Source organism: Klebsiella sp. C239, from assembly GCF_048822715.1.
Classification (GTDB): domain Bacteria; phylum Pseudomonadota; class Gammaproteobacteria; order Enterobacterales; family Enterobacteriaceae; genus Klebsiella; species Klebsiella quasipneumoniae.
Map to the genome: position 1 here is coordinate 455,623 of NZ_JBMEZK010000001.1, position 14,970 is coordinate 470,592.

Below are 14,970 nucleotides of genomic sequence, written 5' to 3' on the forward strand. Positions count from 1 at the left end.
TAATATTATTAGTGGTAACGCATGAATAGCTAGGGCAAACAAATGAATAATACCGATAAATTAAACAAAAAAGTCAGCGTATATATTTCCACTCATAATAGACTTGAAAGATTGAAAAGAGCGATACAGTCTGTTTTGAACCAAGAATACAGGGATCTTGAATTATTAGTATGCGATGATGCCTCAAATGATGGTACAAAAGAATATATGGAGGAACTATCTTCCAAAGATAATAGAGTTAGATATTTTAGAAATGATGTTAATAAAGGTGCTTGTGCAACACGTAATTTAGGTATCAGTCATGCAACTGGTTTTTTTATTACCGGTTTGGATGATGATGACGAATTTACATTTGATCGAATAAAATTATTTGTTGAAAATTGGGATGATAGATATTCTTTCCTAAGTTGTAATTTTTATGATTGTTATAAAATAAAGCACAAGAAAATACATTACAAAAAAAATCTTAAACCAATTATCTTAACTTATAAGGATATTCTTTTTAAGAACCTGGCATCTAATCAAGTTTTCACATTAACTGAAAGATTGAGATCCATTAACGGATTTGACGTTAATGTAAAAAGATTACAAGACTGGGATACATGGTTAAGATTGAGTGCAAAATATGGTGAATTTATGGTATTGCCATATGCTACATATTTAATGCATCACGATCATCTTCCGGGTGAACAAAGAGTATCAAAAGCATATCCATTTTCACGTGCGTTGCATGAACTTAAAATGAGGAACAATCAACTATATGATAAAGAGGAGCAAAGTTTTGTTGATTATTTAGTCGCGTTAGAATCAAATAAAGGACAAATTGTAGAAAGTATAAAATGGGCCTTGAAAAGGAAAGAACCAAAATATATAGCCAAATACTTGATTCAATATGTGAATAAAAATACAAACAAATAATAGAGGAACATATGAATTGTTTAGTGATAATTGTCACGCATAATAGCCAAAAGCATATACAATGGTGTATTGACGGTCTGGAATCGTCTCAGTCGCTATTGAAAATAAAAGTTATCGATTCAGGCTCAAATAACATACATTATCTGGACAATATTTCGTCAAAACATAGATTAGAAATCACAAAAGAAAATAATATAGGTTTTGTTAAAGGAAATAACTTAGCTCTCCAGAGTGATGAGAACTTTGACTGGGTTCTATTGTTAAACCCTGATGCTCGCATTGAAGGTGATAGACTCGACGAACTTCTAAAAATAGCAACTGACGTCAATAATTCTAATGTTGGTATCTTCTCTGTACCTTTAGTTCGTTTCTCTATCGACGAGATGCAAGATATGCAAGTCTACGATTCGCTTGGCATCGATGCAACTCGATATGGTCGCTGGTTTGATATTGGCTCAGGGGAAGAAACCAAAGTACTTACTAAAGAACTAATTGATGTGCCAGCTGTATGTGGTGCTTTTATGCTTATAAGGACCAAAGCCTTAGAACTGTGTTTAGATAAATCAGCAAAGAAAGGTTTCGAAAGTAGTTATTATATGTACAAGGAAGATATAGAATTATGTTTAAGGATTAAAAAAAATGATTGGAGAGTTGTTCTAGTGAATAGCCTTCAAGCATTCCATTGCAGAGGTTGGAATAAACCAAGAAAAGAAATTAGTCATTGGGCTAAATATCATTCTGCGAAGAACGATATAGATATTGCATTAAGATATAGAAGACAGTTTTTGCCTTATGCTTTATGTAAGTACTTATGGGTAAATGTATTTGAACGCTTTGGTTTAATGTAAATAGGTATATTATGCCTCACTTTCTAGATAACCAAATAATATTACTTTATTTCTTGTTGTCTGTAGTAATATTATTCTTCGCATCACTAAGTATAATTTCTAAAAGCAACAAATTAGACAATGCAACACTTTTTTTTGCCTTTGTTTTAATTACTTGTTTCTATGGATTACGTTTTCCAGGCACAACAGATACAAAAATGTATCTCGCAGAATTCGATAGCTTGTCTAATCTAGCCTCCTTCACATGGGGATGGGGATTCTATGGGTTAATGAAATTCATTGCTCTATTTGGAAAATCGCATGATATTTATATATTTATATCTTCATTATTTTTAACTTCTTGTTTGTTGATTTTTATTCTGTTCACCTTTAAAGGGAAAAGTTATAAATCACTCTTTTTAATGGCTTGTTTTTATAGTTGGGACGTTCTTGAATTATCAACGAATGCCTATAGACAGGGGGTAGCTGCCTTAATCGCAGGAATCGCTTGTATATTATTTTACAGGAAGCGGTTTTTATCAGCTACTTTATTGTTTTATGTTGCATTATCATTTCATTGGGGAGCTGTTGTTGTTGTACTTGCATGCATAGTATCTTTCTTTTTCTTGAATTCAAGGATGATTGTTTATGCAGCAAGATTTGCTCTTGTCATGTTTTTGTGTGCAATTTTTATAAAAGTAGATATTGTTGGACTGCTTTATGAGCATGTATCATCTTTGGGTTTTTTATTCAGTGGAGTTAATCTATCATCTAAAGCCGACGCTTATTTAGCTGGTGGGGTTGAAGGTGCAAATTTTTATGACTTTAATATTCCAAGAAGAATTTATAATATATTGACAACTATTATTCCATTAGGGATGTTTGTTATTTATACAATTAATAAAAAAAATATGGAGTATTTCTTTTCTGATTCTCAGAGAATATGTATTCTTTCACTTTTCTCTCTTTTAAGTATTTACGGTGTTTTATTGATTTCAATGACATGGTTTATGCGGAATTTCTATTGGAATACTTTTTTTGCATGTGCTTTTTATCCGTTGTTCCTTGAATTTATACAACAAAAAATTCCTAAAAAGTTAACGAAATATTGCATCGCATTATCTGTGTTTTTACTGTTGCTTTCTTGTATAACTATGTGGCGAACACCTTCAATCTTTATTTCATACCCTTAACGAAGATTTTAACTATGGGGAGTATTCATGAAAAAAGAACTTTTATATATAGTTTTAATGTTAACTTTACCGCTTTCTGTTTCGGCAATTAGTGAAGAATTAAAGTTTAATTATCTCGGTAAGCCAGTTTCGTCATCTAACGGCTACTCCCCAATGTATTTGCAAGGTATCTATGCATCAAGAAATACCTTCGGAATGAGACAATCGGCAGTAGTTGCTTCATTTAAAGCTAATTCAAAGAATCCCTTTAGCTTCCCAGTATTAGGGATTAACTCGTTATATGGATTAGTTGATTATAAAGATCGTGACTCTGTCGCACTTTATGCTGATAATACGGCTCCAGATTATAACGGATGGGAAATATTATCTGCAGATAAAATAACGCCTACCTCAATACTTTCAAATAGTATTGATCCAACTTTAATCAAGCCGGGAATGATAATTGAAACAAAAACAAACCCTAAGTGGACAACCTATGTTATTTCAGTAACTAAAGGTAAAATTATCACAAGTGGTTGGGTTAATATGCAAACGAGGCATATGGGATATCCTAAAGCACAAACTCTCTTGATCAATCCAATAACTAAAATTTGGGCTGCAAACTTTAATATTACAATTCCAGAAAATTCAAGAGCTGTTAAAGGCGTTGTGCAAGAAAATGGCATTGTTAATAATAAAATTAATAATGGCATAATTAACGGTATAGATACTGTCATTTTACCTTATTCTAAATATGGTGGTAGTTCAGCATATGTTGCCCGTTCCGCTAATACAGGGTTAAACCAACAATGGGAGAATGGTTTTTTATCGCTTGGTAACAAATTTGGGTTTGTAAGTTTAAGCAAAGAGGTCAACCATGTTAACGTCAGTTTTCTAGACGCATCGAATGCAGATATTGGAGTTAAATTTTTAGGAAGCAATAAAAAACATTCAATTGAATGGTCCGATGGACAAAAAGTAACGGCATCAATTTCCCCTAGTGGTGAAGTAGAAAAAATAAATTATAAAACAAAAGTTATTAAGAATAGCGACGAATTAACTGATTCTTTTTCGCAATATATATTCATGACAAAAAATGATATCACAGTTCAATTGCCTGCTAGTAAATTACTCACTGATGGTTATACATTAAAGCTCTTATCAATCGGTGATGGGAAATGCAATATCACTTTTACATCAGATGTTAAGATCATTGGTGAAGTCGAGTATAAAAACTTTAATTGGCATAAAGAGATAGTTTTTCTAGATCATAAATGGTATTTAATTTAAGTTAAGCTTATCAATATAAGGGTTATTATGAAGTTATTATTGGTTGGTAATCATACTTGTGGCAACCGTGGCGATGCTGCAATTCTTCGAGGTTTGTTGAATTGCTTGCGACAAATTGATAATAAGATAGAGATTGATGTTATCAGTCGCTATTCTATTAGCTCATCATACTTGTTAAATGAATTGGTTGAACAAGATATTTTATATTCTAAAGGCCATGCCAATAAACCAGGTTTTTATGCCAAGGTAAAAGCTAAAATAAATAATTATATGATGCCAAAAATTTTAATGGCTCACTACAAGAATGAAGGTGTTTTAAAATACAAAAAATTACCACCGCATATCATTGAGTTTACTAATAAAGTTAGAAATTATGATGCTGTTATTCAAGTTGGCGGTTCATTTTTTGTAGACTTGTATGGCTCTGCACAATTTGAACACATATTTTGTTCTTTGCTGGCAAAAAAACCAATTTATTTGGTAGGGCACAGCGTTGGACCATTCAAAAATAGTGACTTCAAACGTATTGCAATGTTTGCATTCAAATATTGCAATGAATTGATACTAAGAGAAAATGTCAGCAAGCAACTCCTTGTTTCTGATAATTTTCAGATGGATAATGTAACTGATGGCGTAGATACGGCATTTCTTGTAGACAATAATGTGACATCTGATAACGATTATATAATTGATCACTGGAATGCAATCATTTCGCATAATAAAACGGTGGCACTGACTGTTCGCAAGTTAGCTCCCTTTGATAAACGTCTCGGGGTAACCCAAGAAGAATATGAGTTAGCTATTGCTGGAATTATCGAACATATCCTTAGTCTAGGATATCAGGTAGTAATTTTCTCTACATGTACTGGTATTGAAAGTTACAACAATGATGACCGTATCGTTGCTCTTTCTGTTAAAAACAAGATTAAGAATACAGAATCTGTTCATGTTGTAATGGATGAGATTAATGATATCCAGTTAGGAATACTGCTAAATAAATGTAGTTTCACTATCGGAACTCGACTGCATTCTGCAATTATCTCTATGAACTTTGGTACACCGGCAATAGCTATAAACTATGAGCATAAATCTAAAGGGATAATGAACTCTCTAAATGTTGATAACTTATCAATTGATGTTAAAAACCTCTTTGACAACGTTATTATTGAAAGAATAAATTATCTTCACAATAATCTAGATGAAGTAAAAAATAAAATAGAACAAGGCGTTTCAAAAGTTAAGAATGATGGTCGTTTGATGTTGGAAAATATCATTAATAAAATTGGTGTGAAATGAAAATTTTATTTTTTTGTGTTAAATTCCCTTTGGCATCCGAAACATTTGTGCTGAATCAAATTGTTTCCTTTATTAAAATGGGTTATGAAGTTGAAATTCTTTCTGTTTATCCTGGCGATCTAGATAAGTTACATGAAGATTATATTAAATACGAATTAAGCAATAAGGTTTCGTATATTTTCGATAAAGATATTTCGTTGAATAATAAAATATATCAACTTGGCATTAGAGCTTGGTATTCAATAAAGTCGTTAGTTAAAGGGCATTTCAGTTCTTTTAATGTTTCACAATTTGGTTTTTTAAGTTACTCTCTTGTCTTACCGTCGCTTATTGGTCGAATGAATAAAAAATTAAAAGGCGATATTATAGTCGCTCATTTCGGACCATGTGGAGTTCTTGCTAATGCATTGAAATCATCTTCTCTATTACAGGGGAAGGTCGTGACCGTCTTTCATGGTTATGATTTATCTGCTACAGTTTTACTCAAACGATATACACTTGCTTATAAATCTCTTTTTTTACAAGGAGATTTATTTCTCCCTGTAAGTAATATGTGGAAAAATAGACTATTAGACATGGGTTGCACTGAAGAAAAAATTGGTGTTGTTCGAATGGGAATTCAATTAAAGGATTTTCCTTTTAAACCTCGTAAGCTAAATACAGATTGTATACGGTTAATTTCAGTTTGCAGATTGACTGAAAAAAAAGGCATTAAGTATGCAATTTCAGCTTGTAATATTCTGAACCGTGCAGGGTACAACTTTCATTATACTATTATAGGTTATGGAGAATTATTGGATGAATTAAATAAAATGATTATAGATTTAGATTTAAAATCGAAAGTTGATATTATTGGTTTCCAGCCGCAGTCAATTGTAAAAAAAATGCTTTCTAACAGTGATGTTTTTCTTTTGCCCTCAGTCACCGCTTCTAACGGGGATATGGAAGGGATTCCAGTCGCTTTAATGGAAGCTATGGCTACAGGATTACCTGTAATTTCATCATATCATAGTGGAATCCCTGAGCTTATACAAAATGATTATTCTGGTTGGTTGTGCAAAGAAGGTAATTCTCAAGAAATTGCTAACTGCATAATCAAACTTATAGAAGATAAAGTAGAAATAAATGATATCGAGAAAAACGCCCGAAATCACATCGAGGTAAATTTTAACCAAGATAATGAATATAATAAAATGGCAACAATGTTGGAGCATATTAGATGAGTGGTCTAAAGAGCCAGGCGCTGTGGCTATTATTCTCTAATTTTTTTTCGGCGATATTACAGATAATCCAGATAAGTGTCTTGGCGAGGCATCTAGAATTACATGAGTTAGGTGTGTTGGCAATTGTAAATTCCATCCTTATGATTGCCATGATATTACAAGATATGGGGATGAGTAGTTATATTGTTCATAAACAGAGCCTTACTCGTAATGAGCAGAGTACTATATATTGGGTCAATTTCCTGCTAAGTCTTTTTGCTGGATTACTTGTATTTATTTGTGCATTGCCTTTGGCCAAGTTTTATGCAATGCAAAATCTTGCCCCTTTGGTTATGTTGGCCAGTATTAATTTTCTTTTTTTAGGTTCTCTTTCTCAATATCAGGCTCATTATATAAAATCGAAAAAAATGGTTCTTCTTGCGAAAATAGAGATGACAGCAAAAACCATTTCGTTTCTCTGCGTGATTTTTTTCATATTTTATACTGATTTAAGAACGTCAGCAGTTATACTTGGGCTAATAATTAACGCCGTGTGTAGACTAATATTAATGTCTTTATTGGGCGACAAAGATTGGCGGCCTCTGTTTTATTTTGATAAAGGTTTGTGCAAGGATGTCTTTAAATATGGTGTTTACCAACTCGGTTCACAGATTATTAACCAGTTAAGAACACAACTCGATGTTATTATAATCGGGAAAGTGCTTGGTAGCGATTCTTTAGGTTTGTATTCCCTTGCTAAAGATTTAATAATGCAACCATTGAAATTAATTACGCCTGTTATAAACAGATTGGCTTTGCCTCGTTTTGCTGAAGCACAAAATAATAGTGATATACTTAAGTCTGTATACTTAAAAGGTACTGCTGTAATAGTATTGTTTAGTGCATTCTCTTTTATTTTTATTTATATTTTTTCACCCACTATAATAACATTATTATATGGTTCAGAAAGAATGACTATTTTGTCACTTTTACCATTTATGCTTTTATTTGGAATGTTAAGGCCAATGGGCGGTTTGACTGGTGCTATCGCGCAAGCAAATGGTAGAACTAATGTAGAATTCTACTGGAATGTTATAGCTGGTATTATGGTTGTTTGTGTGTCATTGACCATTTTGATTTATTCGTCTTTATGGTATGTTTCCCTTGTACTTTCTTTGTCACAAATTCTTATAACATTTATGGTTTTTCCTTTTTTTGTTAAGCCAATTGTTAACGTCAAATTTTCTTCATATATCCTGAATTGGCTTCCTGCAACAATAACTTTTACAATTATTGTTTATTTGATTTATAATTTTAATCTGTTTGTTTTTCCTTTTTGGTAACTGTGCTTTTATGTATCTTTTATTTATAAGATTAATACATGGCATGATATTTTTACATTCTTTCGATAAATACTATGACATCCGTCAATTTTGCGATATTATTATCAGTATTAATGATTTGTTAACGTATTTGCAGTGAACACACCTGACAGGAGTATGTAATGTCCAAGCAACAGATCGGGGTTGTCGGTATGGCTGTGATGGGGCGTAACCTTGCGCTGAACATTGAAAGCCGTGGTTATACCGTCTCCGTTTTCAACCGCTCCCGTGAAAAGACCGAAGAAGTGATTGCCGAAAACCCAGGCAAGAAACTGGTCCCTTACTACACAGTACAAGAGTTTGTTGAATCCCTCGAAACACCACGTCGTATCCTGTTGATGGTGAAGGCCGGGGCTGGCACCGACAGCGCCATCGATTCCCTGAAGCCTTACCTTGATAAAGGCGACATCATCATTGATGGCGGCAACACCTTCTTCCAGGACACCATCCGTCGTAACCGTGAACTGTCTGCCGAAGGTTTTAACTTTATCGGTACCGGTGTTTCCGGTGGTGAAGAAGGGGCTCTGAAAGGGCCTTCCATCATGCCTGGTGGGCAGAAAGAAGCCTATGAGCTGGTTGCTCCGATTCTGAAGCAGATTGCTGCGGTTGCTGAAGACGGTGAGCCATGTGTGACCTATATCGGTGCTGACGGTGCTGGCCATTATGTGAAGATGGTTCATAACGGCATCGAGTATGGTGACATGCAGTTGATTGCTGAAGCTTATGCGCTCTTGAAAGGCGGTCTGGCACTTTCCAACGAAGAGCTGGCGCAAACCTTCACTGAATGGAACGAAGGTGAACTGAGCAGCTACCTGATCGACATTACCAAAGATATTTTCACCAAGAAGGATGAAGAGGGTAAATACCTCGTCGATGTCATTCTTGATGAAGCAGCAAACAAAGGTACCGGCAAGTGGACCAGCCAAAGCTCACTGGATCTCGGCGAACCTCTGTCTCTGATCACTGAGTCCGTGTTTGCTCGTTATATCTCTTCGCTTAAAGACCAGCGTGTAGCCGCTTCGAAAGTGCTGAGTGGTCCGCAGGCTCAGCCGGCCGGTGATAAAGCTGAATTTATCGAAAAAGTGCGTCGCGCGTTGTACCTCGGTAAAATCGTTTCCTATGCTCAGGGCTTCTCTCAGCTGCGTGCTGCTTCTGATGAATACAACTGGGATCTGAATTACGGCGAGATCGCTAAGATTTTCCGTGCGGGCTGCATCATTCGTGCACAGTTCCTGCAGAAGATCACCGATGCGTATGCGCAAAACGCGGGCATTGCTAACCTCCTGCTGGCGCCATACTTCAAGCAGATTGCTGATGACTATCAGCAAGCGCTGCGTGATGTCGTGGCGTATGCCGTGCAGAATGGTATTCCGGTGCCGACCTTCTCTGCCGCGATTGCCTACTACGACAGCTACCGCTCCGCGGTTCTGCCTGCTAACCTGATTCAGGCTCAGCGTGATTACTTTGGTGCGCACACCTATAAGCGTACCGATAAGGAAGGAGTTTTCCATACTGAGTGGTTAGACTGATAGAAATTAGTATCTAACTTTTTTCTTATAAAGGAGCACAATCAATGTGTTCCTTTATTCATGATTTTATGATTATTCTATGAAATTATATTAAAAATTAGCACGCAATAGTGTGGTTGATATACAAGTTATGAGATGATATGTATTCATTTACATTTCATAAGTTTTAAAAGCGTATTCTCAAATTCAATAATGATTTAAATGGTCTTCTATTTTAATCATTATATAGTATGTTTCCTATATTAATATTTCAGTATGATATTTTTGTGATTTGAATATCTGCATATTTGGGATGATGAATAAACTCATGACGAGAAATACAATAATTCAAACATTCTATTGATTTTATGTTCAAGTAAATACATGGCTTATTAATTTTATTATATTAAAAAATGATCCCTGTTCATATTACTAACTATTTCAAGGTATCTAAATGTTTCGTCTTGATATAAATGGTTTGCGCTTCATTGCTGTTGCGATGGTCGTACTTTTTCATTTCAAAATAGGATATTTTTATGGCGGCTACGCAGGGGTAGATGTTTTTTTTGTCATATCCGGTTTTTTGATGAGCGAAATATGCAAGAATAAAGTTGGAACAAAAGAATGGGTTATTGACTTCTATAAAAAAAGATTTAAAAGGATTTATCCAGCGCTTGCAATATGCGTATTATTTTCTTTTCTTTTGGCCCTCACATCGACTCCTCCGTCGATGTTAAAAGGGTTATTCTATCAAGTTATATCTGCGTTAACATTTACATCAAACCTATATTATTTGAAAGCAACATCTGGTTATTTTACTGATGCTGCTGATAGTTTTGTTTTTTTACACACATGGTCATTGTCAGTCGAGTGGCAATTTTACTTAGTTTTTCCACTCTTGCTTTTCTTGGCAAGCAAAGTGACGAGAAAATTTGGTCAAGTTATATTTTATTTAATTTTAGTATTGTTATCTTTTTCCATTTGTATTCTACTTACTAAATATAATCAGATATATTCCTTTTATCTTCTGCCAAGCAGAGCTTGGGAATTACTAATCGGGGTGTTGGCCTCAACTGTAAATATTAAAAATAGAGCTCCAAGAATCACTGAGGCAGTTTGTCTTTTCGTTTTAATTGCTTTCACTGCGGTTGTGAAGGAAAGTAGTAATTGGCCTGGTTTCGAAACCCTTATTCCAACATTGGCAACAGCTTTTTTATTACATGCTAATGTAGGGAATGAAAAAACTCTGTTGAGAGCTAAACCTTTGCAGTTTATTGGCTCTTGTTCTTATTCAATATATCTTTTCCATTGGCCAGTTGTATTTTGGTATTATTTGAATAATATCGACTTCAATTTTATTAATCAGCTAATAGGAATTATTGTTTCTGTTATTTTGGGTTATTTATCTTATTCGTATATTGAAAGAAATAAAAGTTTTACTTTCTTTAAATTAGCACTCATTGCCTTAAGTGTGTCTCTGATCTCTTTGGTTAGCGACAAAATTAGCATTACAAAATTTTGGATGTCTAAGGAGATTTTAGCAATGGATAAGTTTCATACATATAGTTCATCTGATGAAGGCTTAGCGCAGTTCGGGAATGCTAAACGAATTTGTTTTCTGACAAGTGGTTTTAATAATGCAGCAAATTTTAGTGAAGATAAATGCCTTGTTAATAACCCTTCCAATAATAAGCCAAGGTTATTATTAATAGGTGATAGCCATGCTGCGGAGTTTTATCAAGCCGCCAAAGAACACTATCCTAATCATTTAGTAATGCAGGTTACTTCATCTGGATGTATGCCTTTTATTGAAGCCAAAGGTGAGAAACGGTGTGTGGATTTAATGAGGGGGTTTTATCAAAAATATATCAACAAATATAAATTTGACATTGTGTTAATTTCTGCGAATTGGGTTGATGGTAGAAAATACTATACAGACAGACAGATGGTTGAAAACATTAAACATTCTGTTTCAATACTTAATGCTCATTCAAAACATGTTTTCGTCCTAGGACAAACAAAAGTATTTGACACCCCATTCTATAGAATTGCGTTATCTGGAGATTCAGCTAAAATATTAAAGCATGAATTGATTGAACCTAAACATTTTAATGATTATTTAGTTAATATTTTCCACGGTGGAGATGTTAATTATATTGATTTATATGATTCTGAATGCATGAATGACAACTGTAGATATATTTCCAGCGATAATTACCCTCTAATGTTTGACAACAACCACTTTACTTTACCATGGTCTCGATTAATTATGAAAAATATAAGTATCTCTACGACCGGAATTGAAAAATAATTTATAGGTTAATCCTGGTTTGCATTGTCTTACTTTAAGAATTGCCTGTTTCGCGGTTTTGATATACGTGAACAGAATAAATGGCAAGGATTAAACTATTGCTAATGTTTATACTGCATATGGTTTTATCCTTGTTATTGCGTAGTGCCATTAACTTTTTATTAGAGATTGAATATGAAAATTCTTGTTACTGGTGGTGCAGGCTTTATTGGTTCTGCTGTGGTTCGTCATATCATTGAAAATACCCGGGATGAAGTCCGCGTGGTGGACTGCCTGACCTACGCCGGCAACCTCGAATCCCTGGCGCCGGTGGCCGGGAGTGAACGCTATTCGTTTTCCCAGACTGATATCACGGACGCCGCTGCCGTGGCGGCCCAGTTCAGCGAGTTCCGCCCGGATATCGTGATGCACCTGGCGGCAGAAAGCCATGTAGACCGTTCCATTGATGGCCCGGCTGCTTTTATCCAGACCAACGTGATCGGCACCTTCACTCTGCTGGAGGCGGCCCGTCACTACTGGTCCGGGCTTGGAGAAGCGCAGAAAAAAGCTTTCCGCTTCCATCATATCTCCACCGATGAGGTGTACGGAGACCTGCATGGCACCGATGACCTGTTCACCGAAGAAACTCCGTACGCACCGAGCAGCCCGTACTCCGCCTCCAAAGCGGGCAGCGACCATCTGGTTCGCGCCTGGAACCGCACCTACGGCCTGCCGGTAGTAGTGACCAACTGCTCCAATAACTATGGTCCGTATCACTTCCCGGAGAAACTGATCCCGCTGACTATCCTTAATGCCCTGGCGGGTAAACCGCTTCCGGTATATGGCAACGGGGAGCAGATCCGTGACTGGCTGTATGTTGAGGACCATGCCCGTGCGCTGTACAAAGTGGCGACCGAAGGCACGAGCGGCGAGACCTACAATATCGGCGGTCATAACGAGCGTAAAAATATCGATGTGGTGCGTACCATCTGCGCCATTCTCGACAAGGTGGTGGCGCAGAAGCCGGGCAACATCGCCCACTTTGCTGACCTGATCACTTTTGTCACCGACCGTCCGGGACACGACCTGCGCTACGCCATTGATGCGGCAAAAATTCAGCGCGATCTGGGCTGGGTGCCGCAGGAGACGTTCGAGAGCGGGATTGAAAAAACCGTGCACTGGTATCTGAACAACCAGACCTGGTGGCAGCGCGTGCTGGACGGCTCCTACGCCGGCGAGCGTCTGGGCCTCAATAACTGATATCTGACTAATTAAGGAATAGATTTATGAAAGGTATTGTTCTGGCCGGCGGCTCCGGCACGCGTTTATATCCCATCACCCAGGGCGTCTCCAAGCAGCTGCTGCCAATCTATGACAAGCCGATGATTTTCTACCCGGTGTCCGTCCTGATGCTGGCGGGCATTCGCGACATCCTGATCATCTCCACCCCGGACGACATGCCTTCCTTCCAGCGCCTGCTGGGTGACGGGTCGCAGTTCGGGGTGAACTTCAGCTACGCCATCCAGCCGTCGCCGGACGGCCTGGCGCAGGCCTTTATCATTGGCGAGAAGTTTATCGGCAACGATGCCTGCGCCCTGGTGCTGGGAGATAATATCTACTTTGGCCAGAGCTTCGGTAAAAAGCTGGAAGCGGCGGCGGCGAAGACCTCCGGTGCCACGGTATTTGGTTATCAGGTGCTGGATCCGGAGCGCTTCGGGGTGGTGGAGTTCGATGAGAACTTTAAGGCGCTGTCCATCGAGGAGAAACCGCTGAAGCCGAAATCCGACTGGGCGGTGACCGGGCTCTACTTCTACGACAACAACGTGGTGGAGATGGCGAAGGACGTGAAGCCTTCCGAGCGCGGGGAGCTCGAGATTACTACCCTGAACCAGATGTATCTTGAGCAAGGCGACCTGCATGTGGAACTGCTGGGGCGCGGTTTTGCCTGGCTGGACACGGGCACCCACGACAGCCTGATGGACGCATCACAGTTTATTCACACCATTGAGAAGCGCCAGGGGATGAAGGTCGCCTGCCTGGAAGAGATTGGTTACCGCAATCAGTGGCTGTCGGCGGAAGGGGTGGCGGCTCAGGCCGAACGCCTGAAGAAAACCGAGTACGGTGCTTATCTGAAGCGCCTGCTGAACGAGCGTTAATGCCCTCTCCGTCAACGACAGGATACAGAGAATGAAGATTTTACTGATTGGCAAGAATGGCCAGGTGGGCTGGGAGCTGCAGCGTTCACTGTCCACCCTCGGCGACGTGGTCGCGGTGGACTATTTTGACAAAGAGCTGTGCGGCGACCTGACGAATCTGGAAGGCATCGCGCAGACCGTGCGTACCGTCCGCCCGGACGTGGTGGTGAATGCCGCCGCGCACACGGCAGTGGACAAGGCAGAAAGCGAGCGGGAGCTCTCCGACCTGCTGAACGACAAAGGGGTAGCGGTACTGGCGGAAGAGTCGGCGAAGCTGGGTGCCCTGATGGTGCATTATTCCACGGACTATGTGTTCGACGGCGCCGGCAGCCATTATCGCCGGGAAGATGAGGCAACCGGCCCGCTGAACGTCTACGGTGAAACCAAGCGCGCCGGTGAACTGGCACTGGAGCAGGGTAACCCGCGTCACCTGATTTTCCGTACCAGCTGGGTGTATGCCACCCGCGGCGCCAACTTTGCTAAAACCATGCTCCGCCTGGCGGGTGAGAAAGAGACGCTCTCCATCATTGACGACCAGCACGGAGCGCCCACCGGCGCTGAGCTGCTGGCAGACTGCACCGCGACGGCAATCCGTGAAACACTGCGTGATCCGGCGCTGGCCGGTACCTATCATCTGGTGGCCAGCGGCGAGACCAGCTGGTGCGACTACGCCCGCTATGTTTTTGAGGTGGCGAGAGCCCATGGTGCCGAGCTGGCGGTTCAGGAAGTGAAGGGCATTCCGACGACGGCCTATCCGACGCCGGCGAAGCGTCCGCTCAACTCGCGCCTGTCGAATGAAAAATTCCAGCAGGCATTTGGGGTGACTCTCCCGGACTGGCGTCAGGGTGTGGCTCGCGTGGTAACGGAAGTTCTGGGCAAATAAACGGGTA

The 14,970-nt window shown here is 38.9% G+C and carries 12 protein-coding genes; all 12 read left to right on the forward strand.

All coding sequences use genetic code 11. The features are described 5' to 3' along the window. Positions 1 to 42: 42 nt before the first annotated feature. Positions 43 to 918, forward strand: a complete 876-nt coding sequence (locus ACOI6Z_RS02070) for a glycosyltransferase (RefSeq protein ID WP_186983052.1) — start codon at positions 43 to 45, stop codon at positions 916 to 918. 11 nt (positions 919 to 929) lie between these two features. After that, on the forward strand, positions 930 to 1,766 hold the full coding sequence (locus ACOI6Z_RS02075; protein ID WP_186983053.1) for a glycosyltransferase: 837 nt from the start codon (positions 930 to 932) through the stop codon (positions 1,764 to 1,766). An 11-nt stretch (positions 1,767 to 1,777) separates the two neighbouring features. Then, positions 1,778 to 2,938 carry an EpsG family protein gene (locus ACOI6Z_RS02080; RefSeq protein ID WP_080935503.1) on the forward strand — a complete coding sequence of 387 codons (1,161 nt, stop codon included), beginning with the start codon at positions 1,778 to 1,780 and terminating at the stop codon, positions 2,936 to 2,938. 27 nt (positions 2,939 to 2,965) lie between these two features. After that, a complete protein-coding gene (locus ACOI6Z_RS02085) occupies positions 2,966 to 4,207 on the forward strand; it encodes a hypothetical protein (protein WP_080935504.1) in 1,242 nt (413 codons plus the stop codon). Between the two features lie 27 nt (positions 4,208 to 4,234). Continuing rightward, positions 4,235 to 5,503: a colanic acid biosynthesis pyruvyl transferase WcaK gene (wcaK, locus tag ACOI6Z_RS02090; protein ID WP_186983055.1), complete on the forward strand. Its 1,269-nt coding sequence runs from the start codon at positions 4,235 to 4,237 to the stop codon at positions 5,501 to 5,503. Next, positions 5,500 to 6,726: a glycosyltransferase gene (locus ACOI6Z_RS02095; protein ID WP_080935506.1), complete on the forward strand. Its 1,227-nt coding sequence runs from the start codon at positions 5,500 to 5,502 to the stop codon at positions 6,724 to 6,726. Before wcaK ends, ACOI6Z_RS02095 begins: the two co-directional genes overlap by 4 nt. Continuing rightward, a complete protein-coding gene (locus ACOI6Z_RS02100; protein ID WP_080935507.1) occupies positions 6,723 to 8,048 on the forward strand; it encodes a lipopolysaccharide biosynthesis protein in 1,326 nt (441 codons plus the stop codon). The genes ACOI6Z_RS02095 and ACOI6Z_RS02100 overlap by 4 nt, the downstream gene beginning before the upstream one ends. A gap of 161 nt (positions 8,049 to 8,209) precedes the next feature. Then, the gene (gene gndA, locus ACOI6Z_RS02105; RefSeq protein ID WP_000043542.1) at positions 8,210 to 9,616 is read left to right on the forward strand and encodes an NADP-dependent phosphogluconate dehydrogenase; all 1,407 of its coding nucleotides are present in this window, start codon (positions 8,210 to 8,212) and stop codon (positions 9,614 to 9,616) included. A gap of 433 nt (positions 9,617 to 10,049) precedes the next feature. Next, positions 10,050 to 11,906: an acyltransferase family protein gene (locus ACOI6Z_RS02110; RefSeq protein ID WP_420686856.1), complete on the forward strand. Its 1,857-nt coding sequence runs from the start codon at positions 10,050 to 10,052 to the stop codon at positions 11,904 to 11,906. Between the two features lie 174 nt (positions 11,907 to 12,080). Then, positions 12,081 to 13,145, forward strand: a complete 1,065-nt coding sequence (gene rfbB, locus ACOI6Z_RS02115; protein WP_080935509.1) for a dTDP-glucose 4,6-dehydratase — start codon at positions 12,081 to 12,083, stop codon at positions 13,143 to 13,145. A 26-nt stretch (positions 13,146 to 13,171) separates the two neighbouring features. Continuing rightward, entirely contained in the window at positions 13,172 to 14,041 is an 870-nt protein-coding gene (gene rfbA, locus ACOI6Z_RS02120) for a glucose-1-phosphate thymidylyltransferase RfbA (protein ID WP_032735999.1), read from the forward strand. 31 nt (positions 14,042 to 14,072) lie between these two features. Further along, complete coding sequence (gene rfbD, locus ACOI6Z_RS02125) at positions 14,073 to 14,963, forward strand: dTDP-4-dehydrorhamnose reductase (RefSeq protein WP_064188111.1); 891 nt, start codon at positions 14,073 to 14,075, stop codon at positions 14,961 to 14,963. Positions 14,964 to 14,970 lie beyond the last annotated feature (7 nt).